Annotated in this window: 22 protein-coding genes and 2 pseudogenes; 16 read left to right on the top strand and 8 right to left on the bottom strand. The window is 62.7% G+C overall.

The genetic code is table 11. The features are described from left to right. Positions 1–80: 80 nt before the first annotated feature. From NMG46_RS19600 to NMG46_RS19590, 3 genes are all read left to right on the top strand, one after another. Positions 81–2,063 (top strand): ABC transporter ATP-binding protein/permease, encoded by a 1,983-nt coding sequence (locus tag NMG46_RS19600; RefSeq protein WP_254819238.1) that lies wholly within the window; start codon positions 81–83, stop codon positions 2,061–2,063. Positions 2,064–2,322: 259 nt separating this feature from the next. Then, a complete protein-coding gene (locus NMG46_RS19595) occupies positions 2,323–2,796 on the top strand; it encodes a VOC family protein (RefSeq protein WP_254819276.1) in 474 nt (157 codons plus the stop codon). A gap of 81 nt (positions 2,797–2,877) precedes the next feature. After that, positions 2,878–3,672 carry a class I SAM-dependent methyltransferase gene (locus NMG46_RS19590; protein ID WP_254819237.1) on the top strand — a complete coding sequence of 265 codons (795 nt, stop codon included), beginning with the start codon at positions 2,878–2,880 and terminating at the stop codon, positions 3,670–3,672. A 33-nt stretch (positions 3,673–3,705) separates the two neighbouring features. Here NMG46_RS19590 and NMG46_RS19585 read toward each other — a convergent pair whose 3' ends face one another. Further along, positions 3,706–4,599 (bottom strand): transcriptional regulator GcvA, encoded by an 894-nt coding sequence (locus NMG46_RS19585; protein WP_254819236.1) that lies wholly within the window; start codon positions 4,597–4,599, stop codon positions 3,706–3,708. A 204-nt stretch (positions 4,600–4,803) separates the two neighbouring features. Between NMG46_RS19585 and NMG46_RS19580 the strand changes: the two genes are divergently transcribed. The 5 genes and pseudogenes from NMG46_RS19580 to NMG46_RS19560 all read left to right on the top strand — a co-directional run bounded on the left by NMG46_RS19580 (position 4,804) and on the right by NMG46_RS19560 (position 7,936). Then, positions 4,804–4,989: a DUF1127 domain-containing protein gene (locus NMG46_RS19580; protein ID WP_254819235.1), complete on the top strand. Its 186-nt coding sequence runs from the start codon at positions 4,804–4,806 to the stop codon at positions 4,987–4,989. Between the two features lie 73 nt (positions 4,990–5,062). After that, a complete protein-coding gene (locus NMG46_RS19575) occupies positions 5,063–5,548 on the top strand; it encodes a VOC family protein (protein ID WP_254819234.1) in 486 nt (161 codons plus the stop codon). Positions 5,549–5,583: 35 nt separating this feature from the next. Then, positions 5,584–6,308, top strand: a pseudogene (locus NMG46_RS19570) (SDR family oxidoreductase). A gap of 235 nt (positions 6,309–6,543) precedes the next feature. Continuing rightward, a pseudogene (locus NMG46_RS19565) lies at positions 6,544–6,977 on the top strand (peptidylprolyl isomerase). 281 nt (positions 6,978–7,258) lie between these two features. Beyond that, positions 7,259–7,936 carry an HAD family acid phosphatase gene (locus NMG46_RS19560; RefSeq protein WP_254819233.1) on the top strand — a complete coding sequence of 226 codons (678 nt, stop codon included), beginning with the start codon at positions 7,259–7,261 and terminating at the stop codon, positions 7,934–7,936. A gap of 49 nt (positions 7,937–7,985) precedes the next feature. Here NMG46_RS19560 and NMG46_RS19555 read toward each other — a convergent pair whose 3' ends face one another. Then, entirely contained in the window at positions 7,986–8,966 is a 981-nt protein-coding gene (locus NMG46_RS19555; RefSeq protein WP_254819232.1) for a zinc-binding dehydrogenase, read from the bottom strand. Positions 8,967–9,064: 98 nt separating this feature from the next. On the opposite strand from NMG46_RS19555, the gene NMG46_RS19550 reads away from it, so the two are divergent. Further along, positions 9,065–9,457 carry a helix-turn-helix domain-containing protein gene (locus tag NMG46_RS19550; RefSeq protein WP_254819231.1) on the top strand — a complete coding sequence of 131 codons (393 nt, stop codon included), beginning with the start codon at positions 9,065–9,067 and terminating at the stop codon, positions 9,455–9,457. Positions 9,458–9,531: 74 nt separating this feature from the next. Here NMG46_RS19550 and NMG46_RS19545 read toward each other — a convergent pair whose 3' ends face one another. Then, positions 9,532–10,137: an NADPH-dependent FMN reductase gene (locus NMG46_RS19545; protein ID WP_254819230.1), complete on the bottom strand. Its 606-nt coding sequence runs from the start codon at positions 10,135–10,137 to the stop codon at positions 9,532–9,534. A 90-nt stretch (positions 10,138–10,227) separates the two neighbouring features. Between NMG46_RS19545 and NMG46_RS19540 the strand changes: the two genes are divergently transcribed. After that, positions 10,228–10,596 carry a helix-turn-helix domain-containing protein gene (locus NMG46_RS19540; RefSeq protein ID WP_254819229.1) on the top strand — a complete coding sequence of 123 codons (369 nt, stop codon included), beginning with the start codon at positions 10,228–10,230 and terminating at the stop codon, positions 10,594–10,596. A gap of 50 nt (positions 10,597–10,646) precedes the next feature. On the opposite strand, the gene NMG46_RS19535 is transcribed toward NMG46_RS19540, so the two are convergent. From NMG46_RS19535 to NMG46_RS19525, 3 genes are all read right to left on the bottom strand, one after another. Continuing rightward, complete coding sequence (locus NMG46_RS19535; protein WP_023719143.1) at positions 10,647–10,967, bottom strand: hypothetical protein; 321 nt, start codon at positions 10,965–10,967, stop codon at positions 10,647–10,649. A 141-nt stretch (positions 10,968–11,108) separates the two neighbouring features. Next, entirely contained in the window at positions 11,109–11,504 is a 396-nt protein-coding gene (locus NMG46_RS19530; protein ID WP_023678380.1) for an acyl-CoA thioesterase, read from the bottom strand. 231 nt (positions 11,505–11,735) lie between these two features. Next, positions 11,736–12,620: an MBL fold metallo-hydrolase gene (locus tag NMG46_RS19525; protein WP_254819228.1), complete on the bottom strand. Its 885-nt coding sequence runs from the start codon at positions 12,618–12,620 to the stop codon at positions 11,736–11,738. 432 nt (positions 12,621–13,052) lie between these two features. Here NMG46_RS19525 and NMG46_RS19520 point away from each other — a divergent pair, with 432 nt between their 5' ends. The 3 genes from NMG46_RS19520 to NMG46_RS19510 all read left to right on the top strand — a co-directional run bounded on the left by NMG46_RS19520 (position 13,053) and on the right by NMG46_RS19510 (position 16,761). After that, a complete protein-coding gene (locus NMG46_RS19520; protein WP_254819227.1) occupies positions 13,053–13,616 on the top strand; it encodes a GNAT family N-acetyltransferase in 564 nt (187 codons plus the stop codon). Positions 13,617–13,936: 320 nt separating this feature from the next. Then, the gene (locus NMG46_RS19515; RefSeq protein ID WP_254819226.1) at positions 13,937–15,553 is read left to right on the top strand and encodes a GMC family oxidoreductase; all 1,617 of its coding nucleotides are present in this window, start codon (positions 13,937–13,939) and stop codon (positions 15,551–15,553) included. Continuing rightward, positions 15,550–16,761, top strand: coding sequence for a mandelate racemase/muconate lactonizing enzyme family protein (locus tag NMG46_RS19510; protein WP_254819225.1), 1,212 nt, complete (start codon positions 15,550–15,552; stop codon positions 16,759–16,761). The genes NMG46_RS19515 and NMG46_RS19510 overlap by 4 nt, the downstream gene beginning before the upstream one ends. Positions 16,762–17,375: 614 nt before the next feature. On the opposite strand, the gene NMG46_RS19505 is transcribed toward NMG46_RS19510, so the two are convergent. Next, on the bottom strand, positions 17,376–18,314 hold the full coding sequence (locus NMG46_RS19505) for a diacylglycerol kinase family protein (RefSeq protein ID WP_254819224.1): 939 nt from the start codon (positions 18,312–18,314) through the stop codon (positions 17,376–17,378). A gap of 736 nt (positions 18,315–19,050) precedes the next feature. Between NMG46_RS19505 and NMG46_RS19500 the strand changes: the two genes are divergently transcribed. From NMG46_RS19500 to NMG46_RS19490, 3 genes are all read left to right on the top strand, one after another. Beyond that, the gene (locus NMG46_RS19500) at positions 19,051–19,485 is read left to right on the top strand and encodes a DUF4383 domain-containing protein (RefSeq protein ID WP_023719157.1); all 435 of its coding nucleotides are present in this window, start codon (positions 19,051–19,053) and stop codon (positions 19,483–19,485) included. 6 nt (positions 19,486–19,491) lie between these two features. Further along, entirely contained in the window at positions 19,492–20,622 is a 1,131-nt protein-coding gene (locus NMG46_RS19495; protein WP_254819223.1) for a hypothetical protein, read from the top strand. A gap of 158 nt (positions 20,623–20,780) precedes the next feature. Further along, positions 20,781–21,290 carry a hypothetical protein gene (locus NMG46_RS19490; RefSeq protein WP_254819222.1) on the top strand — a complete coding sequence of 170 codons (510 nt, stop codon included), beginning with the start codon at positions 20,781–20,783 and terminating at the stop codon, positions 21,288–21,290. 7 nt (positions 21,291–21,297) lie between these two features. Here NMG46_RS19490 and NMG46_RS19485 read toward each other — a convergent pair whose 3' ends face one another. Continuing rightward, on the bottom strand, positions 21,298–22,911 hold the full coding sequence (locus NMG46_RS19485) for an FAD-binding oxidoreductase (protein WP_254819221.1): 1,614 nt from the start codon (positions 22,909–22,911) through the stop codon (positions 21,298–21,300). Between the last annotated feature and the right edge of the window lie 114 nt (positions 22,912–23,025).

Genomic DNA, 23,025 nt, shown 5'->3' with positions numbered 1-23,025 from the left:
GAGAAGCCCTGGTGCTGTTTGCAGCCGGCGTCTCGAGCGGACGCTGTGAAACCTTCTGATTTTTAAGCCGTTATCGCCGGATGCCCCAAGCTAAATTCAAGCTGAAATCGGTTGATGGCGCCCAATCGCGCGATGCCGAGAAGTCGCGCCAGACGACTGTTGATGTCGCGTCCGAGGTCGTCGGCAAGCCCGCGCCGCCGCCGGATGTCACCGAACCCGATCCTAAGCTGACACCTGAAGAGGCCGAGCGGGCGCGCAAGAGATATCTGCTTAAGCGCTTCTGGATCAGCGCCCGCGGTTACTGGAGCGGCAGTGGCGACAGGGTCGCCTGGCCGTTGACGATCGGGCTGTTGGTCCTGATCGTCGCCAATGTCGGCTTCCAGTATGGGATCAATGTCTGGAATCGCGCAATTTTCGACGCCATTGAGCAACGCAATGCCCACACCGTATATTGGCTGAGCGCCGTATTCCTGCCACTCGTGCTCGGAAGCGCCAGCCTTGTGGTGGCACAAGTCTTCTTTCGCATGAAGATACAGCGCCGCTGGCGTTCCTGGCTCACCACCGCGGTCATCGCGCGTTGGCTGGCAAGCGGCCGCTACTATCAGCTGAACCTCGTCGGCGGCGACCACAGCAACCCCGAAGCCCGCATCGCCGAGGATTTGCGGATTGCCACCGAATCGCCGGTCGATTTCATTGCCGGTGTCATCGTCGCATTTCTGTCGGCCTCGACCTTCATCGTGGTGCTGTGGACGATCGGCGGCGCCCTGACCCTGACGATTGCAGGTTCGACCGTCACCATTCCCGGCTTCCTGGTCATCACCGCAGTGCTCTATGCCGCGATCACGTCCACCTCGATGGCGGTCATCGGCCGCCATTTCGTCCACCTCTCCGGGGAAAAAAATCAGGCGGAAGCCGAGTTCCGCTACTCGCTAACGCGCGTGCGGGAAAACGGCGAGAGTATCGCATTGCTCGGCGGCGAGGAGGAGGAGCGCAGCGGCATGGACAAGACATTCGCCCATGTGCTCAGGCAATGGGCGCTCCTTGCAGGCCAGCACATGCGCACGGCATTGGTGTCCCAAGGGTCGAGCCTGTTTGCGCCTGTCGTGCCGGTCTTGCTTTGCGCTCCAAAGTTCCTCGAAGGCAGCATGACACTTGGGCAGGTCATGCAGGCTGCCTCGGCCTTTGCCATCGTGCAGGGCGCGTTCGGGTGGCTGGTCGACAACTATCCCCGTCTCGCCGATTGGAATGCCTCTGCACGGCGCATCGCCTCGCTGATAATGTCGCTCGACGGGCTCGAGCGGGCGGAACAGAGCAACACGCTGGGGCGCATAAAGCGCGGCGAGACCGGCAGCGATGCGATGCTCAGCCTGAACAATCTCTCCGTGTCGCTCGACGACGGCACCGCCGTGGTCAAGGAAACCGAGGTCGTGATCGAACCAGGCGAACGGGTGCTAGTCGCCGGCGAATCCGGCTCGGGCAAGAGTACACTGGTGCGGGCCATCGCGGGTCTGTGGCCATGGGGTAGCGGCAGCGTCAACATCCGCGCCGACAGACGGTTGTTCATGTTGCCGCAACGGCCTTACATCCCGACCGGGACCCTTCGCCGCGCTGTCGCCTATCCAGGCGCCGCCGACAGCTGGACGCTGGATAAGATCAAGGCTGCGCTCGACAAGGTGGGACTCGACTACCTCAACGACAGGATTGAGGAGGACGCCCCATGGGACCAGACCTTGTCGGGTGGCGAAAAGCAGCGCCTCGCCTTCGCGCGTCTTCTGCTGCACCGCCCCGATATCATCGTGCTGGACGAGGCAACGTCGGCACTCGATGAGAAGAGCCAGGACAACATGATGCAGATGATCATTCGCGAATTGCCGAAGGTCACCATCATAAGCGTAGCGCATCGCGCCGAGCTGGAAGCTTTCCATAGCCGCAAGATCACATTGGAGCGGCACAAGGGCGGCGCAAAACTCGTCAGCGATATCGAACTCGTCCCGCGCAAGGACAGACGGAACTTGCTCATGCGCCTTCTGAGGCAACGGCGCGCCAACGGAAAGCCAGCGTGACCTTGAGCAAAGCGGCGCGGCCCTACCCAAAAAGTGAGGCCGCCGGTCGGACCAGGCGGATCTCCGGTTCGAGTCACTGCCCGCATCTGGTCCTGAAAGCACCAGCCGTGGTACCTTGGTTCCGGGCAGCTGCTGTCGGAACATCGATGGCTCGAGCGCATTTCCATGCCCGGTGCAACGCCGAGGCCAGCTGTGAAAAACCCGGGTTGATTTTCAAAAGCCCAGATTGATTTCGAAAGCAAAGGGACCAGCAATGACAATCGCCAAGAACACGATCTGCCTTTGGTACGACAAGGACGCCGAGGCTGCGGCCCGCTTCTATTCCGAGACTTTTCCTGACAGCTCGGTGAAATCCGTCCACCGCGCTCCCAGCGACTACCCGTCCGGCAAGGCGGGCGACGTGCTGACGGTCGAGTTCACGGTCGCCGGCATCCCCTGTCTCGGCCTCAATGGCGGGCCCGCGTTCAAACACAACGAAGCCTTCTCCTTCCAGATCGCCACCGACGATCAGCAGGAGACCGACCGCTATTGGAACGCCATCGTCGACAATGGCGGCCAGGAAAGTGCGTGCGGCTGGTGCAAGGACAAATGGGGCATCTCCTGGCAAATCACGCCGCGCGTGCTGACCGAAGCGATGGCCGCCGGCGGCGATGAAGCAAAGCGCGCATTCGAAGCGATGATGGAGATGAAAAAGATCGACGTTGCAGCGATCGAGGCGGCGCGGCGCGGCTGACAGTTCGGGGTCAGCCCGACGCGAAAAGATCAGGGCAGAGCGGCCGGAAATGCTGCCGGCCCACCTCCAGACAGGCGTGCGATGGTGTTGAACTGCGCTGAGTTTTACGACGCCGAACTGCGACGGCACAACGAGGTCTTCAGGGCTGCGGTCAAGGTGGGAACGCGCGATCGCGTGCTCGATATCGGATGCGGTTCGGGACAATCCTCTCGTGATGCCGCCCGTGTCGCGGTGGAAGGCAGCGTGCTCGGCGTGGACGTATCGGCGCAGATGCTCGAGATCGCCCGGAGCCGTAGCGCCGAAGAAGGATTGCGAAACGTCGCCTTTGAGCGCGGCGATGCGCAATTGCTGGTATTTCCGCCTGCCGGCTTCGATCTGTGCATCAGTCGCTTTGGCGTGATGTTCTTTGCCGATCCGGCGGCGGCGTTCGCCAATATCGGCCGGGCGATGCGACCAGGAGCACGTCTTGTGTGGATGGTATGGCAGGGCCAGGACCGTAATGAGTGGGCGACTGCCATTCAGCGGGCAATTGCGCCGGGGACCGCCATATCGGCGGGCGCCGCCACCCCATTTTCGCTTGGCGACCCCGCCATCACCGCGGAGATCTTGCGTGCATCCGGTTTTGTTTCGGTCGACTTTGCCGAAGTGCGTGAGCCGGTCTTCTACGGCCAGGACGTCGATGCGGCCTATGACGCTTTGCTTGGCCTGCAACTGGTCAAGGATCCGCTCGCCCGCGCGGATGTGGATGTCGACGCGGCGCTGCGGCGGTTGCGCGATCTGCTCGACGCGCACTTGACCGCGGACGGTGTGCTTTTCGACTCGCGCGCCTGGATCATCACCGCAGTTCGGGCGAGCCGACAGTCACCGGGCGATTGACCCGTCGACGATCCTGTTCTCTCGGCCTTCCCGTCAGTCCGTTTGCGGCGTGACTTCTGAAAGCAGCCAATCCCTGAAAGCCTTGACCTTGCGCTGACGGATCGCCTCCGGCGGGTAGACGAGATAGAAGCTGGAAGGGGATTTCAGGGCGTGGCCGAAGGGGCGGACAAGCCGCCCGGCGGCGAGGTCGGCCGCAACCAGCATGGTCCGACCCAGCACCACCCCCTCGCCCTGTGCGGCCGACTCCATGGCAAAGGTGGCAGAGTCGAAGGTAATCCCGCTCTGCGGGTCCACGCCCTCGGCCCCGGCGCTCGCCAGCCAGGTCGCCCAATCGATCGGAAAGCTGTCACGGATCAGCGTGTGGTGTCTGAGGTCCTGAGGCGTGCGGAGCGGATGCGCACCCTCAAGAAGCTTTGGGCTGCACACTGGAAACACCTCCTCGCCGGTGAGGAACTCCGACGTGAGCCCCGGATAGTTTCCGCTGCCATAACGGACGGCGACATCGATGCCGTCGCCGAGGAAGTTGGTCAGCTTCCCGCTCGTCGAAACCCGCACATCGATGTCGCCATGCGCACGGTGAAAGCGGTAGAGGCGTGGCACCAGCCATCTCCCCGCGAAGCCATCGGAGGTGCTTACGTTCAGTGTCGAGCTCGAATAGCGGGCCGTTGCCGCAGCAGTGGCGGCGGCCAACTGGTCGAGCACCTCGCGCACCGCCCGCGCATAGGGCTCGCCGACGGCGGTCAGGCTCACCGAACGCGTACCGCGCTCGAACAACTGCACACCGAGCTGATCCTCAAGGTTCTTGATCGCCCGGCTGATCGCGCCGTGGGTGACATGAAGTTCCTCTGCCGCCTTGGAGAAACTCAACAGGCGCGCCGCCGCTTCGAAGCTCGGCAAGGTGGTGAGGGGAGGCAGCTTCCGGGGCATGGATCGATACCTATGTGTGAGCGATGCTCACACATTGTCGCCGATAAGTCGTTTGTCGTCCAGGCCAGAAGACGGCATATTTGCTCGCGTATTCAGTCATTCATCGCCGCTTAAAAAGGCGACTTGATGTGACTGATAGTCTCGCTGACGAAAGTCGCGGGGCAACTGCTGAAACCAAAACTGCCGCCACTCTGGGAGAGCACCATGAATGCCAAACGAGTTGAACCCATCGTCGACGTCCTGACAGGCATGGCCGGCCGCATCCTCGCATCGAGCAGCCGGCGCCGGACCGAGCGCCAGATTGCACGCTTCTCGACCCGCCGGCTCGAAGACCTCGGGTTTGCCCGCGACTGGGACGGCTCGGTCTATCGGCCGTCGGATCACCGCTAAGCCTGAATGAAAGCAACAGCGGACAGGCCCTTCGCCAAAGATCGCTGTCGCAAGGAATTAACGGAGAACGGACATGGCCACCATCCACCCATTCCTCTGGTTCAACACCGACGCCAAGGAGGCCCGCGATTTCTATCTCTCGGTCTTCAAGAACAGCAAAGCGCTCCAGACGCTCGAATACACCGACTGGGTGTCCGGAACCAACAAGACGGTCCCGCATGCCACCTTCGATTTCGAGCTCGAGGGTCTGCACCTTACAGCGCTCAATGCCGGGCCGCAGCCGCCTTTCAACGAGCGGCTCTCACTCTACATCGAGACCAGGGACCAGGCCGAGACCGACTACTACTATGAGGCGCTCACCGCCGGCGGCGGCAGGGAACAACCCTGCGGCTGGCTCACCGACAAGTTCGGCGTCTATTGGCAGGTCATCCCGGAAATCCTGCCGCGGCTCAGTGCCGACCCGGATCGCGAAAAGGCCAACCGCGTCCGGCAGGCGATGTACGGGATGCGCAAGATCATCATCGCCGACCTCGAAGCCGCCTACGACGGCAAAGCTTGACCCTCACCGAAATCGCAAACGAATGGAGACCTCCCATGACATCGCTCGTGGACAGGAAAGTCATCGTCATCGGCGGCAGCTCCGGCATCGGTCTCGGCGTCGCGGAAGCTGCTCTCAATTGCGGAGCGAAGGTCGTGATCGTCAGCCGGTCGCCCGCGAAACTGCAGGCGGCCGAACGGACGCTCAATGCGGGGCACGTGACCAGCTTGGTTGCCGATATGACCGACGAAGCGGACGTCGCTCGCCTGTTCGAGGAGATCGGTCCCTTCGACCACCTGGTATCGACCGCCGGAACACTGCCGCCCGGCGATCCGATCGGCAGTACCGACATGGAGGCTGTGCGAGGCTTCGTCGACAACAAGCTGATTGGGGCCGTCATGCTCTCCAAGCACGCTGTGCGCACCCTGAAGGCGGTGGCTCCATGACCTTCACCTCGGGCATCAACAAGGACAAGCCGCCAGTGCCGGGAGGCTCAGTCGTCTCCGCGATTGCCGGCTCATTCAGCTACTTCGCGCGCGCCCTGGCGCTCGAACTGGCCCCGACGCGCGTCAATGTCGTGTCTCCCGGATGGGTCGACACACCCGTGTGGGACATTGTTGGAGAAGCCAAATCCAGCTTCTTTGCCGACATGGCTGCCCGGTTGCCGTCGGGAAAAATTCCGACCGCTGCGGACGTCGCCGCCGCCTATGTCTACCTCATGGAAAGCGAGTTCACGACCGGCGAGACAATCCGCATCGATGGCGGCCATCACCTGATCTAGCCGCCATTTGCACGCCGCCTGAATGGGTTGAGCCGGCATGACCCGCTAGTCCGGCGCACTCCTGCCGAAGGCGACGAACGCCGGCAGATCATGCCGGCGTAGCCCAATCGGGGTTTACATCGGCAGCCAGGTCCCTAGTTTTAGCGTTTCGCGCCGCGCACCCGAGTGTGTGGATGATCGAGGACGGGACCGTGAGCTCTGGCCGGCCCCTCGAAACTTTCAAAGGATGGCTATCATGACACAGGCCAAGAATGGCGACACCGTGCGCATCAATTACAATGGCCGCCTGGCTGACGGCACTCAGTTCGATTCTTCCGGCAACGAACCGCTGCAATTCACGTTGGGTGAAGGACAAGTGATCGCCGGTCTCGAAACCCATGTCGAGGGTATGGAGGTGGGCGCGAAAAGCACCGTCACCATTCCCGCCGACGCCGCCTACGGCCCCACCGCCCCGAAGCGGTGATGACCGTCGACCGCGCCCGCGTACCAGACAACATCAACGTCGATATCGGCACTCGATTGCAGGTCAGAACCGCAGAGGGGCGCCCGATGCCGGTAACAGTCGTCGGCGTGGACGACACCAGCGTCAAGCTCGACGGCAATCATCCTTTGGCGGGACGGGATCTGGTGTTCGACGTTGAACTGGTCGAGATCGTTCAGGCGGCGTAGGGCACGGCAAAGCGCGTAACGGCCATGATTTTCGGGTGACGCATTTCGACCGGCGGTTCCGGCGGTGCGTCGCCTGTCGGAGGCAAAGACCGCGGCGGCGGAAATCGTGTAGCGTGCAGCAACCCATAGAGACATTCGGGATCTGGAATGTCCAATTCAGCGTCGCAGTCTCGAGGACCTGTGGAAGACCTCGCTTGACAGCCGACTTCTCGTGACCGCAAAGTCTCGTGATGCGGGCGATTGGTTGGAATAGAATTGCGCGTGCCGGGGCAATCGTGCTGATGATCGGCACAAATGTTCCTGGGCCGGCGCGTTCCGACTCGCTCCTTCTCACAAGCCCGTCCCAGCCAGCCAATGTCGGCGATGCGATGCTGGCGGCTGCCAATTATCATGATTCCGGAGACTATGATCGCGACCTTGCCGCTGTGGCGAAGCAGGCAGGCGACTGGATCGTCAAGCGCGCAATGGAGGTGCCTCGCCCCGCACTGGTGCTCGACATAGACGAGACGGCTTTGGCCAACTGGGAAGTGATCACACGTGACAATTTCGGCCGCCCGATCGGCGGCGCCTGCGACATCGCAATCGACGGTCCCTGTGGCTGGGCCGCCTGGGACCAGCTTGCGAAGGATCCGGCCATCGACCCGGTGCTGGAGGTCTTCCAGCAGGCGCAAACGGCGAAAGTCGCGGTGTTCTTCATCACGGGACGTCCGGAGGACCAGCGTCAGGCAACCGAACAGAACCTGCAGTCGGCCGGCTATGCCGGCTACGAGCACCTTTACATGGTCCAGCCCGGGGCCAAATACGGCTCCGCCGCAGATTTCAAGGCACCCATAAGGGCCGAAATCGAAAAGGCCGGCTACACAATAATTGCCAATGTCGGTGACCAGCCATCCGACCTGTTCGGCGGGCATGCCGAGAAGCTGTTCCTGCTGCCAAATCCGTTCTACCGGGTTCGCTGACGGCCGGAACGGCACAAGCCCGGATCCTCGGCTCCTTGCCGAGCACCTGCTAAGGTATCAAGACAACTTTGCCGGTCGCGCCGCGCTCCTCCAGCAGGCGGTGTGCGTGGCTGGCCTGGTCGAGCGGGAAGCGGCCACCTTTGGTCACCACAAGCTGACCACCAGCGGCCAGATCGAAAAGTTCCAAAAGGCCGTCACGGAGCCCGTCCGTAGACAGCAACGGCAGCAGGGCAAAACCCCTCAGCGACTGGTTGCGGCCGATCATCGCCTCCATCTGCGGGGCGCCGAGCGCGTATCTGCCAAGTGCGGCAAACACCAACTCTCCGCAAGGCGCCAGGGCCTCGAGCGCGGCCGCCGTCAGCGGCCCGCCGACGATGTCGTAGATGATGTCGACGCCAGCGCCACCTGTCGCTGCCCGGGCGTGCTCCGGCCAATCCGCGTTGCTGTAGTCGACGGCAGCATCGGCTCCCAGCGACAAAGCAAGGTCGAGCTTGGCCTTGCTGCCGGCTGCCGCGATGACACGGCTCGCGCCGGCGCGCTTGGCAAGCTGGACGAGCAACGAACCGACGCCGCCCGCGGCAGCGGCGACCAGCACCGATTTGCCGGCCGGCCGGCTTTGCCGCGATAGATGCAGCGCCGTCAGCCCTTGCACCATCAATGCCGTCGCGTCTTCGAACGAGAGCGCATCCGGCAGCGGCACGGCCAGGCTTGCGTCGATCGTGACATACTCGGCATAGCCGCCAAACGGCTGGCTCGAGGCGAACAACGGCGCAGCGACGCGCATGCCGAGCAAGGAAGCCTCCACCCCATGCCCAAGCGCCTCCACGATCCCGGCGGCCTCGACACCAAGGATCATCGGCAGCTGCGGCGTCACCGCATAGCGATCCGCGCGCATCAGCACTTCGAAGAAATTCACGCCGGCCGCATGAACGCGGACCAGAACCTCGCCGGCTTGCGGCTCGGGCTTCGGCACCGCGACTATCTCGAGAACGTCGGGCCCGCCGAAACGGTTCAGTTGAATGGCTCTCATCGCAGGCACCGACCGTTATTGGCATCGGCCGCTGTTTGCCACTATCTGCCTGGCTTCGACTACACACCGATTTGTCCGCTGCTGACCGGGAGGTGACCATGACCAAGCTGATCAAGAGGCTGCCGATGCTGCCGGCGGAGCGCGCGCTGAAAGTGATTTCGGGCCGCTGGAAGGCCGTCATCCTGTACCATCTCTTCGACAGGCCCCGGCGGCTGTCGGCGCTGCAGGCGCTGATGCCCGGCATTACCCAGAAAGTGCTGATCCAGCAGCTTCGCGAAATGGAAGAGCACGGCCTCGTCCGCCGCGAGATCTTTGCCGAGATCCCCTCGCGCGTCGAGTATTCGGCGACGCGGCTCGGCCTCAGCCTCGAGCCGATCCTGCTGGCACTTTGCCAGTGGGGCCAGCATCACGCCGACGAGCTGAATGAGATGGACCGCCTTGCCGATTGCGTCATCAGGCCACGGCAAGCGCAGGACGCCCATGCCGTGTGAACAAAAAGGGCGGCGCATGCGCCGCCCCAATGCTTGGGAGAATTAATCCTTGGGAGGACTGTTCGAACCTGTGCTCAGGCCGCCTTGACTTCCTCGGCGACGGCATCGGCCTGACGCGCCGTCTTCAGCACCCTGGCCCACCATGCAATGTCGTTGACCAGCGCGGTTGCCGCCTGGTTGAGGTGCTCGAACTCTTCGAGCTTCTTGTCACCTTGCTTGACCGCAAGGAAATCAGCCCAGGAGATGTGTACGGCGGACTTCACCGGCGCCATCTGCAACTCGACCGCATGCAGCCTCAGCTGCTCGACCGCGCGCGCGCCACCGACGCTGCCATACCCGACGAAGCCGGCCGGCTTCTTGTTCCACTCGTTGGCGGCGTAGTCGATGGCGTTCTTCAGAACGGCCGTCGGGCCATGATTGTATTCGGCGGCGGTGAAGATGAAGCCGTCGAATCCGGCGACCTTCTTTTGCCAGCGCTGCGCCACTTCGTTCTGCGACGGCGCCCAGGCGGAGGATGCGACCTCATCGAAGAACGGCAGCGGGAAATCGCGCAGGTCGACGACTTCGACGTCGATATCGGCATGCGACTTGGCGATCCTGGCAATCCATTGGGCCGGGACGTCGGCAAAGCGCGCGGCGCGGGTCGAACCAATGACGATGGCGATTTTGGGTTTTGACATAGAGGGGCTCTCCTTACAGCAATACTGGTATCGTTTAGATACCTGAGCTATATGAGTAACCGGCCGCTCAATGTGCAAGGAGGCACCTTTTTGTTACCAAGGCACCCGCACCGCACCGAGGACTGCCGCGCCGTCTCGGAAATCCTGCAGCGCGTCGGTGACAAATGGACTGTGCTCGTCGTTGGCAAACTCGGCAACGGGCCGCTGCGTTTCAACGAGCTGCGCAGCGCGGTCGGCGGCATTTCGCAAAAGATGCTGACCACCACCTTGCGCGGGCTCGAGCGCGACGGCTTCGTCACCCGCACCGTGTTCCCGACCATCCCGCCGCGGGTCGACTACGAATTGACCGATCTTGGCTACGAGCTGCTGGTGCCGGTCGATGCGCTCGGCGAATGGGCACGCAAGAACACCGAGCGCGTCAAGGCCGCGCGAGAAAAATTCGACGCCATGCACAGCTGAACCCTTGCGCTGTAAGGGTTTGAACCTGTCGGGGATGCTCCGGACGAGCCCTACTGCTGTAACTGCATCTTGCTCTTCGGCAGCTTCTCGATCCGGTTCCATTTCGGGTTGGGACTGACCACCTTGCCGCCAATCGTGCAGGTCGTGGTCGTCTCCTTGCGGCAATTGCTCACCGTCGTGCCGCTGGTGTCGCATTTCGTTGCCGAGCAGATCTCGCACTTGGCCGCCTGCCCGTTGATGGTGCGGTTTTCCGATGTGCAGGTAGCGCCTGGATCGCCTTTCTTGACCTCGGCAAAAGCGCTTGCGGACGACAGGCAGAGCAAGGCTGCAAAGGCACCTGCCAGGGCAGCGTTCAGCATGTGTTGACGCATTGTCTTTCCTCCCAAGATCCCGCCGGTCGCGCTGCAGGCGCATGCGGGAACCCGTCGGTCAAAAACCACGCGGGACCACTGTCCGCATCCCCCGCGCGGGAGAGACTGCTGTTTAAATCCGTCTTCTGGAATCAGGCCGGGTCAGCCTTCGGCCGGAACCGCCTTCGGCTTGCCTTCGCCGTCCAGCGCCACCATAACGAAGTCGGCATGGGTGACCTTCTCCATCAGGTCGGAGAGATAGCGCTGCGCCCAGGCCTCGACCTTGAGCGTCATCGAGGTGCGGCCGACGCGTTCGACATGCGTATAGATGCACAGCGTGTCGCCGATCTTCATCGGTTTGGCGAAGGACATTTCCTTCACGGCCGCCGTCACCACGCGGCCCTTGGCACGCTCGGCGGCGCGGATGCCGCAGGCGAGATCCATCTGCGCCATCACCCAGCCGCCAAAAATGTCGCCTGCCGCATTGGCGTCCGAAGGCATAGCCAGCGTCCTGAGCGTAAGATCGCCGATCGGCCGCCCGTCCGCATAATGCACCATTGGCCAATCCTCTCGAACCGATCGCCCAGACCCCGTACCGTCGCGGCACGGACAGGTCAACGCCATTGAATGGTGTCGCGGCCTGCAGTTCGGGTATCGGTCGACGGTGTTGAAAGGATGCTGTGCGCAGCTAGACGAGCCCACCCAGTAGGATTGCATTCTATGGCCGAGGTGAGGAGGCTGGCGCGCCCGATGGCGTGACAGAACCAAGCCCTCGCCGATAGGCGTGCTTCACAAAGCGGGCCAGGGTGTCGGGACATAGGCGTAGGCGTTGCCGTCGCGGATGACATGACCGATGCCTGGAAAGGGCAGGTGCATACCCGCGACGAGCAGGCCATCCGCCGACACCATGTCGAGCACCTTCCTGCGTGTGGCGATTGCGGCCTCCTGGTCCACGTCGAAGGCGATTGCCCATTCCGGATGCGCAAATTGCAGCGCGGAGGCGTGGATGACGTCAGTCAGGAGCAGCAGGTTGGCATCGCCAGAGCCAATTCGAAGCGCGAGATGCCCCGGCGTGTGTCCAGGCGCAGGCAACGCCCTGATCCCGGGCGCGATCTCGACTTCGCCTTCGATCTTCCGGACCTTGCCATGGTAAGGCACCAGCGATTTGCGCGCTATTTCGAAGTACGGCTTCATCTGGTCGGGCGCCTTGGACCGGATCCCGTCATCGTGCCAGAAAGCGAATTCCGGCGCGGCAACCACGACCTCCGCTGCCGGGAAAGCGGCCGTGCCGCCAATACCGACAAGGCCGTTGGCATGGTCGGGATGGAGGTGGGTGATGATTACCGTGTCGATTTCTTCCGGCCTGACGCCGGCGGCGGCGAGCGCCTCGGGTATATGTCCCAGTATAGGCCCCATCGCCGATGCCGTGCCGGTATCGATCAGCACCCGTCTGTCGCCTTTGGTGACAAGGTAAGCATTGACCGAGGTCGGAAGGAGTGTTTTTGGCAGGAATGCCTTTGCCAGCAGCGCTTCGGCGGCAGCGGTATCTGCGGAAGGGAAGAGTTCGAGGCCGAGATTGAGATAGCCGTCGCTCAGTGCTGTGATCTCAAGGTCGCCGGGCATGAACCTGTGGGCGCTCGCAAGCGAAGCCGGAGACGGGGCGGCGATAGCCACAGCGTTGCTCCCAAAGAAGCTGATCGGGGGAAGTAGCAGGGCGCCGGCACTAAAGGTGCCGATGCCGAACGTTCGACGGTTGATATTCATGGTCTTGTCTTTCGAATTGCAGCTGAAAGCTGGGCGCAGGCTACGGGATCGCCGCCAGGGCGGATGCCGACCGCTCGGACCACTCCATGGAAGTGGAAGAGCGGGTCGGCGCGGTTCAACGGCGAACTCCTTGCGGCATCAATAATGCGCCTCATAAACAGCGGGAATAGCGATGGGATGCAGTTAACTGCTGCAGATTAGGCAGCAATCAATTTTCTGCGCCGAGCCGGAGAACGGCGGGGATGCTGAGCGAAATCCCCTTTTCGAACATCACCCGCATGGACTGCAATCTATGATGCGGTAGCGCGCAGTGCAGGCTAGACTGGGCAAGATAGGTAGCGGATGACGGCTGACATGAAGCTTACCTTTCGCCCACTAACGCCCGATCTGTGGTCCGCGCTCGAGGACCTGTTCGGTAACAGCGCCGTCTGCAGTCGTTGTTGGTGTATGTACGGGCGGATCGGTCGTTCTTATCGAAAGCGATCCGGTGAGGAAAACAAGGCAGCGTTCCGGCAAGCCGTCCAGCATGGTCCGCCTCCGGGTTTGCTTGCTTTCGACGGCGACATGGCTATCGGCTGGTGCCAGGTGACACCGCGAGATGCCCTGCCCTGGCTCGATCGGCTATTTCGGCTCAAGCGCGTGGATGACAGGCCGGCCTGGTCCCTGTCCTGCCTCTACGTGCGAAAACAATACCGCCGGCGGGGCGTAACATCCCAGCTGATCGCACAGGCCCTGGAAGTCGCAAGGCACGCAAATGCTCCGGCGCTCGAAGCCTATCCTTTCGATGCCGACGTATCGCCGAGCGCTTCCGGCAGCGGATATGCCTCCACCTTCGCGCGCGCCGGGTTCAGGGTGGTCGCACGCAGGACGCCGGCCCGCCCGATCATGCGCTATGATTTCAGGTAGATTGCCGATCATCGCCTGTGATGCTCGGACGGGCTTGCCGACAAAGCACAGACGAAGGCGTGAGCAACGTCCCGAGCTCAGATGGCGGGGCTTGAATTCGAATTACGGTGACAGTGCACTAATTGATCGCAACCCGTTGCGCAGAGTTCGCGCTCTAATTAGTGGCACGGTCACTGTAACGCACTGTAATGCTTTGGGCCGGACACTGAATGCAAACGAAGTGCCAGTCGCTTTTTTCACAAGCGATGCCGGAAGCTCCGGTGATGGCGGCGGTCCGCGGCGTCTAGGCTGGGCGAAATTCAGGGCCATCTTTATCCACCATGCAAACCTATGACTTCATCATTGTCGGTTCCGGCTCGGCCGGCTCGGTCCTGGCCGAAAGGCTGTCGGCTTCGGGCCGCTTCTCGGTGCTGGTGCTTGAGGCCGGCGGCAGCGACCGCCGCTTCTACGTGCAGATGCCGCTCGGCTACGGCAAGACCTTCTTCGACCCGGCGGTCAACTGGAACTACAAGGCCGAGCCGGACCCGGGGCTTGCCGGCAATGCCGACCACTGGCCACGCGGCAAGCTGCTCGGCGGCTCGAGTTCGATCAACGCCATGGTCTGGATCAGGGGCGCGCGTGAGGATTTCGACGCTTGGGCAGCGGCCGGCAACCCGGGCTGGGGCTTCGACGACCTGCTTCCCGCCTTCAAGGCGCTGGAGGACAACCAGGCCGGCGCCGACCAATGGCGCGGCGTCGGCGGGCCGCTGCATGTCACCGACTGCTCGACCTCCGTCCATCCGCTCACCAAGCGCTATCTCGCCGCCGCCAACCAGGCCGGCCTGCCGCTCAACCCGGATTTCAACGGCGCCTCGCAGGAAGGTGTCGGCGTCTACCAGATCACCACCAGGAACGGCCGCCGCATGTCGGCGGCGCGCGCCTTCCTGCGCCCGGCGATGAAGCGCAAAAACGTCCGCGTCGAGATCAACGCGCTGGCGACCAAAATCCTTTTTGAGGGCAAGCGCGCCATCGGTGTCGAGTATCTCCAGAATGGCGCCACGAAAACCGCCCGCGCCGGTCGCGAGGTCATCCTGTCGGGTGGTTCGGTCAATTCGCCCCAACTTCTCCAGCTCTCCGGCATCGGCCCGTCGGCGCTGCTTGGCGCGCTCGGCATTCCTGTTGTTCACGCCAACGAGAATGTCGGGGCAAACCTGCAGGACCACGTCGGCATCAACTACACCTTCAAGGGCAGGCAGCCGACGCTCAACCAGATCCTGCGTCCGTGGTGGGGCAAGCTGCTGGTCGGCATGCAGTACCTATTTTTGCGCTCAGGCCCGCTGTCGCTGTCGATGAACAATGCCGGCGGCTTCTTCCGCACCGATCCGGCGGCGACGAGGCCCAACATGCAGCTCTATTTCCAGGCGTTTTCGACCGTCATTCCGAAGAGCGGCGAGCGGCCGATCCTGACGCCCGATCCGTGGCCCGGCTTTTCCATCGGGCTGTCCAACTGCCGTCCATCGAGCCGCGGTGAAATCATGATCCGTTCCGCCAATCCGCGCGATTATCCCAAAATCGTCGCCAACGCGTTTTCAACCGAGGCAGACGTCGTCGAAATGCTGGCGGCGGTGAAATTCGTCAGAAAGATCGCATCGATGCCGGCAATCGCCGAGATCATCGAGGAGGAGGTTTTGCCGGGTCCGTCGATCACCTCCGATGCAGATCTCATTCAGGATTTCAGGAAGCGCTCGGGCACCGTCTATCACCCGGTCTCGACCTGCCGCATGGGGCCGGACGCGGCGCACGCCGTCGTCGATCCGCGCCTCAAGGTACACGGCATCCAGGCGTTGCGCGTCATCGACGCCTCGATCTTTCCGGACAACATAACCGGCAACACCAACGCCGCCGCGATCATTACCGGATGGAAGGGCGCCGAACTGGTTCTGGAGGATCAGAAATGAAAATCACCGACGTCAAGACCTGGGTGGTCGGCAATCCGCCGCCCGGCATCGGCGGCAAGTATTTCATCTTCGTCAAGCTCACCACCGATGGCGGCGTCGTCGGCTATGGCGAAGCGTACAACGCCACTTTCTCGGCCCATGTCACCGCAAAAATGGTCGAGGACATGGCAGAGCGCTATCTCGTCGGCCGCGATCCGCACGACGTCGAAAACTTCTTCCGCCGCGCCTATTCATCCGGTTTCACCCAGCGCCCGGACGTGTCGGGCATGGGCTGTTTCTCGGCGCTCGAAATCGCCTGCTGGGACATCATCGGCAAGGAGGCCGGCAAGCCGGTCTACAAGCTGCTTGGCGGCCAGGTACACGAAACGCTGCGTTCCTATACCTACCTCTACCCGCACAGCGGCAGCGTCCACTCCGAGGACGCCCGCGGCAAGAACGTCTACAACGACCCCGATCTGGCGGCCGCCTGCGCGCTCGAATATGTCGAGCAGGGTTTTAACGCGGTCAAGCTCGACCCAGCCGGCCCCTACACCGCCTTCGACGGCCACCAGCCGCGCCTCGTCGACATCGACCTCTCCGCCCGCATGGTCAAGGCGATCCGCGAGGCGGTCGGCACCCGCGCCGACATCCTGTTCGGCACGCACGGGCAGTTCACCGCATCGGGTGCGCTGCGCCTCGCCCGCGCCATCGAGCCTTATGACCCGCTGTGGTTCGAGGAGCCGGTGCCGCCCGACATGCCCGAGGTGATGGCGCAGGTCGCCCGCGCGACCCCGATCCCGATTGCCACCGGCGAGCGGCTGACGACCAAGTTCGAATTCGCGCGTGTGATCGAGAACCGCGCGGCGACCATTCTGCAGCCGGACCTTGGCCGCTCCGGCGGCATTCTCGAAACCAAGAAGATCGCCGCCATGGCCGAAGCCTATCACATCCAGATCGCGCCGCACTGCTATTGCGGGCCGATCGTCGGCGCGGCCAACATCCAGCTCGCGGTGACGCTGCCCAACTTCCTCATTCTGGAATCGCTGAAGCAGTGGGGCGGATTTCACGAGAAGCTGCTCAAGAAGAAGATCGAATGGCAGGACGGCAATGTCATCCCGTCGAAGGAGCCCGGCCTCGGCGTCGAACTCGATGAAGCCGTTTGCGAAGCGCATCCCTGGACCGGCAAGGACCTGCATTTGCAGATGATGCAGACACCGCTGATGCCGTGAGCGCCAGCCTGATCCGCAACGGCTTTTGCCGTCGCCGTTTACGACCGCGGCCCGGCGCCTGGTTCCTCGGCACAGAGGATTTGACGGGTCGCTTGCGTTGACGGACCGCATGCCTTGGCGAATAGCGCAAACGCCCATCGCTTCGTCATCCTGGGGCGGAGCAAGGAGCGAAGCGACGCGGCGCAGACCCCAGGATCCATGCCGCGACTTCAGAGCGCTGCTGCGGTGCAAAATTCTGCTCCGCTGCACTCTTGATCAAGGTTACGGCATGGATCCCAGGGTCTCCGCGACGGAGCTTCGCTCCTGCTTCGCCCTGGGATGACGAAGTTGGGAGGGATTCGGCCAATCTCCAAGGTTTGCGATTTACCACCGACAGGAACGACCGACGTTCGCTGCCGATGGGCCGCCACCTGCCAAAATCACTGTTTCAAGGAATTGGTCGACCATGATCGTCAGGCTTCTGGAAGATGCGGTCGAAACCGATCTTCGCGCGCCTGGTTTCCCGGCCAAGTTCGAGGCCTGACATCAGGCAATTGTCACGCGATTTCAGCACATTGGCCGGATCGCCGGAATCACCGCCGAAAGAACTTGAATCAACCCCTCAATGCCTTGATTCAATATCTCAGCGTCAAGGCGCCGGGCAGGATCTCGAAGGTCGCCGGTATGCGACCCGGCGATTCGCCGTCTATGTCGATCAGCGCGGCGTTCTTTTGCACATCGCCGAGCGGCTCGACAACCACTTTCTTGCCGCGCAGGATGGTGATCGCCGGATGGTTGCGGTGCCGCCCTCCATAGAGCAGGCGGATGTCCCAGATCAGCTTCAGCTTGCCGGCCGCACGCAGAATGACGATGTCGAACTCGCCGTCGTTAAGCTCGGCGTCGGGCGCGATCATCATGCCGCCGCCGAAGAATTTGCCGTTGGCCACCGCCACCAGTGCCATGCGCGCCTCGACCGGCGCACCGTCGTCGATGGTGATCGCAACGTCCTGGAAGCGGTAGCGGAGGAACTCCCAGACCGTGCGCCAGTAGAACAGCGCCTTGGCGGAAACCTTGCCCTTGCGCTTGTCGGCGTTGACGGCCCGGTCGGTGGCGCCGGAAAGCCCGAGGCTGGCGATGTTGATAAAATGGCGGCTGGCCAGCGCGCCGTGGTCGTCGACATAGCTGATGCACCCGGCATCCACCTTGCGCCCTTTGGCCTCGGCAATCCGCTTTAGTGTCAGGTCGACATTGTTCGACAGGCCGAGCCCGCGCGCGAAGTCGATGCCGGCGCCGCACGGCAGCAGCCCAAGCTCGGCCGTCCGGCCGCTTTCTCGGAAAGCTTTCAGCAGCCCGTCGGCGACCTCGCTGGCGGTGCCGTCGCCGCCGGCCGCGATCACCAGCTCGAAGCCGATGGCGGCAAGGTCGAGCGCCAGCCGTTCGGCATCGCCCTCGGCCTGCGTTTCACGCAGCTCGAAATCGCCGAAATGTCTTTTCAGCGACGCCGCAACCTCGGGCCAATGCCGCTTGAGCCTGCCGCCGCCGGCGATCGGATTGAGAACCACCGCGACCTTCAAGCCCGCCTCCCCAAGGCCATCGAACACGCCTTCCAATCATTTGCCGGCATTGAAGCCCGCGCCGGCCCGCGGGGCAAGATCGAATGTCCGACAATGCGGTTTCGGCTTCGAGGCGGCAAAATCCCGACCGGCGGCGGCAGAGATCGGAAAGTCGCTGTTTTGGCAGGGTCAGTCCCCGATAATCCCGCTATCCACAGGCATGCGGCAGTTCCGCCAAACACTTATCCGACATACATTAAACCCATCTCAGGCGGCTACCGATCGCGACGCTGAAAGGCAAAGCGGAACGGCGGATTTCCTGAGGCCCGTACGGCCCTGAACGAGAGCAGGCTTGCCTGTTGGAGGGATGGAAGCCGAGACCTACGGGGCCGCGGAAAGCGTGCGAACGCCGACGGCGGACCGATGCTGCCATGAAGGACGGCAAAAACCTTCGATGGCGCGCCGGGCAAGGCTCGCAAGAGTGGAGACCGGCGTGGTCCGGAACGGACGCTACCCTCGGGTGGCGACTGGCAGGACCGTCAACATCAAGGCCGGCATGGCGCGACACCTTTCGGGAGTTGCTGCCGCGACCGTGTCCTGATCTGACAGGGAGGCGCTGGGAGAAATCCCGGCGCCGACTGTCTTTGTGGCCCCGCCTGACGATTTTGCCGGCGACGCTTCACCCTGCGCCAAAATCAGCTACTATCCATTTGCCGTGGGAGGCCGGTTAAAAGGGCTGACGGCAGGGGGACATTTCATGACGCTCATCCAGAAGCTTGCTGTTGCCTATGCTTTCCTGTTCTTCGGCGTTGTTGCCATCGGCTATGTGCCGGCCTTCAACGATGCCGGCGGCAATCTGTTCGGCCTGTTCTCGCTGCAATGGTATGATGATTTGCTGCACGCCTTCTCCGGCGTCTGGGCGCTGGCGGCCGCCTTCATCTCGCACCGCCAGGCGGTGTTCTATTTCAAGCTGTTCGGCTCGGTCTATCTGTTCGACGGCGTGCTCGGCCTGGTCACTGGTTCCGGCTGCCTCGATGGCGGCATTTTCATCAACGGCTTCCGCTCCTTGAACGACATCGAATTCCCGGCCCGCTTCTTCGCCAACCTGCCGCACATCGTCATCGGCGGCTTCGCCGTCTATGTCGGGTTCTGGCTGTCGAAACGTGTGTACGACCATTTCGCCACGGCCTGACCGGCCATGTTCCTGTTCCGCTGGCTGAAGCGCATCATCAAGGCGATCCTCTGGCTCGTCGTCATTGTCGTGTTGATCCCGATTGCCGGGCTGGCCTACGGCTTTCTCACGACGCCGTCGCTGGACACAACGCCATTGCCGGGCATCGCTGAGGGTGCCCCGCCGAAGGCGCTGGCCGACAAGGTCCGTGCCGAGATCCCCGGCTACCAGCGGCCGGAGGAATCGACCTTTCTTACTTATCCGGAATGGGCCATCGTCTACGCCGCCCGCGAATATGCCGGCTTCGTCGACAAGAACCAGCCGAGCGGTTTTCCCTATCTCTCCTATATCGGCCGTTTCTGGCAGGACTATGCGACGGTCATCCGCGCCAGCTCCGCCTACAGGTTCAACCTCGACAATCACCAGATGCTGGTGATCATCGGCACCAGCCACACGATCGAGCACGCCATCCAGTGGGCCTATGAAAATACGGTCGGCCGCGTCACCGAAGCGACAGCCGGCAAGCGCACCGCCGTCGACATCTACCAGGCCAAGGTGGCGGCGGACTATGCCGGTTTTCTCGACCAGGTGCCGTGGTACCAGTTTCCCTATGCCGAAAAGCGTGCCGGCCTGTTCGCCGTCCAGCCGGCAGCGGACGACAGCGCCGTCCGTACCAGCGAACGCAAGCTCGCCTTCAGCTTCGCCGACACCATCAAGCAAGGCTACGCCGATCTGATCACGTCGGCGCTCGCCGCCACCACCGATCCGGCCTTGCTCGACATTCACGTCTGGGCCAAGGGTCCGGTCAGCGAGGTGACGCGCAACGAGCCCGACACTTTGCTGGAGCGCGATCTCGGCGCCGACGGCACGGTCTTCGTCACCAGGCGCTATCAGGTGTTCACCGACATGATTCCGCGCCTGATCGGCAAGGGCATCTCCTTCGTCGAGATCGGCGGCAATGACGAGATCATGGTCACCATGCTTTCCAACGACGAAATCAATGTTCCCGAAGGTGCACGCACCTTGTTCAGCTACCCGCTTCCGGCGGAACCTTCGACGCGACGCACCGGCCTGACCGTCGCCGTGCGCAAGCTGCACATCGTGCTGCCGGCGTTGATGACGGCGGGCGCCAGGCTCGAGCACGTCTACGATTACTGAGGCCTTTCGGTCACAGCCGGCCTCGGCAAGACGTTGCGTGATGCTCCGCCACGCTCATTCCACAATCGCGGCCAAATCCCGCCTTGTTCCGCAACGATTGATGACCCCGCAGCACTTTGTCTTGCGCACATCGCCAGGCAACTCGGAGGGACAAGATTGTGATCAAGACCGCCCTTGTCGCCATGACCATCGTCGGCTGCGATTGCGACGCCAGGCTTTGCGAATATATCGGCGAGACGCCCGCCAAATGGTCGACCATCGCCGAATGCGAAGCGGCGATGAAAAGCCAGGTGCTGCACGAGCGCAATTTTGACTATCCGCTGGTCTCCGGCATCTGCCGGACACAGAACTCGTCATCTCAGCTCGCGGCGACCGCTTCGGAGCCCGAATTGACGACGGCCAGCACCGCCGCGACAGACCCGCTGCCACCGGAACTGAGCCATCGGCCCGGTGCTGCCGTCGGAACGCAGGCAACGGCGACGGAAACGGAAACCGTCCGGCCGGTCGCCTATGAAGCGGCGGTCGATGGCGGCCGCGCGGTGCTCTACCGCACGAAGGCGGGTTACGCCGTGGTCAAGACCGATCTCGGCCGCGCCGCAGCGGCAACGATCGGCATCGCCAAGCGCTCGGCGAACTGGCTGGCGGCGAAACTGCCTGACGGTCTGTAACCGACGCTCAGGCCGTGCCGATCAATGCCCTGATGGCGCGATAAAAAGTCGACGAAAACAGCTCATCCGGATCGTATTGCCGCTTCTTCGCCAGGAAGGACGGCAGTTCCGGATAGGACGCAAGCAGTTCCTTGCCCGTGTAGTGGAGCTGGTAGGGCAGGAAGAAACGTCCGCCATGCTTGATCGTCACATCGATCAGCGCCCTTGTCAGCGCCCGCATCCTGGCATTGCCGTCGGCGTCGGTCGGCTGATTGATGTAGAGCACCAGCGAATAGGCCGGCTCCGGCGCATAATTCAGCGCCACATCCTCCTTGTGGACGATGCGCACCGACGCGTTGAGCACCGGCAGGCTCTGGTTGCGCAGGATCTCGCGCGCTTCCGCGATAAACGGGTTATAGGCGGCGCGCGGGATGAAATACTCGTGCAGGATGTCGGTCTCGTCGAGCAGATCGTTGAACAGATAGGGCACTGAATCGTGCATCGGATTGTTGCGGGTGACGAGGCAGGCCTCGCCTTCGGCCATTGCCGTCGTGCGCGCCACCGTGCAACTCTCGAATTGCGGCTCCAGCGTCTTTTCGGTGAACCATTTCAGTTCCTGGAACAGGCTTCCCCATTTCGCCAGGTTGATGATGACCCGTTTGAGCCCGACTGAACCCGGTTCGCCGATTGCCGGCTGGTCGGCCGGCGGCTGGTTGGCCACCTTGTCATAGCGGTAGACGATCATATCCTCGAGGAAATTACCCGGCGCTGTCGACAGGTGCCCATAAAACAGACCGATCGCCCTGTTTGGCTCCAGCACCTCGGCGAAAAACCTTGGAAAGTCGTCCGATTTGATGATCTCGCGCGAGGTCCGGTAGACGTCGTTATCGACAATGTCGAGCGTCGCCTCCAGCACCACGCCGAACAGGCCGTAGCCGCCGACGACGTGGCGGAACAGCTCGGTGTTTTCGGCCGGTGAGCAGGTTGTCACCGAACCGTCCGCCAGCATCACCCGCATCGATCGGATCGAGCCGGCGACCGAGCCGGCCTGGTGGTCCATGCCATGCGCGTTGACCGACAGCGAGCCGCCGACCGAAAAGATGTCGGTCGACTGCATCGCCTTCACCGCAAAGCGCGGGTGCAAAAGGTTCTGGATGTCGTGCCAGCGCGCGCCCGGCTGCAAGGTCATCGTCTTCGCAGCCGGGTCGACGCTGACCTTGTTGAATTTGCGCATGTCGAGGACCAGTGCGTTGTCGTCGAAAGCGTGTCCGCCCATCGAATGGCGCACCGCCGCGACCGAGACCTTCAGGCCATTGGTGCGGGCAAAGGCCAGCGCGCTCGCAATGTGGTCTTCCTCGCTGACTTCGACAATGCCGTAGACCGGCGTCATCGACAGGCCGCTGGCATCGTTGATGTCGCCGCCCTTGGTCAGCCATGGCAGCGACGGATCGTAGGCTGGCGGGCCCTCCAGCGGCTTCTGCGCCAGATCGATGCCGTCAATGTCGGCGATGCGCCCGGGATTCTTCTGCCCCGACGGACCGCGCGCCAGCCGCGCCACTGTCGTCCCGCCCCAGACCATTGCGCCGCCGACCACCGTCGCACCAAGCAGCAGCCGCCGCGACAGGCGAATCGACCATGACACCCCTCGCTGCCTCAGGGATAGCGCGGGTTTCCGGCAAAAACCAGAGCCGGAGTGCGTAGCAGAACTAGCGGCAGTTGCGGCATCAGGAGCGTTTTCTTATGGTTGCAATTAAGG

Origin of the sequence: Mesorhizobium sp. LMG 17147, from assembly GCF_024297145.1 — a bacterium.
Lineage (GTDB): Bacteria > Pseudomonadota > Alphaproteobacteria > Rhizobiales > Rhizobiaceae > Mesorhizobium.
Note: the sequence above shows the minus strand (reverse complement) of the source record. Positions and strands in the feature narration are given on the sequence as shown.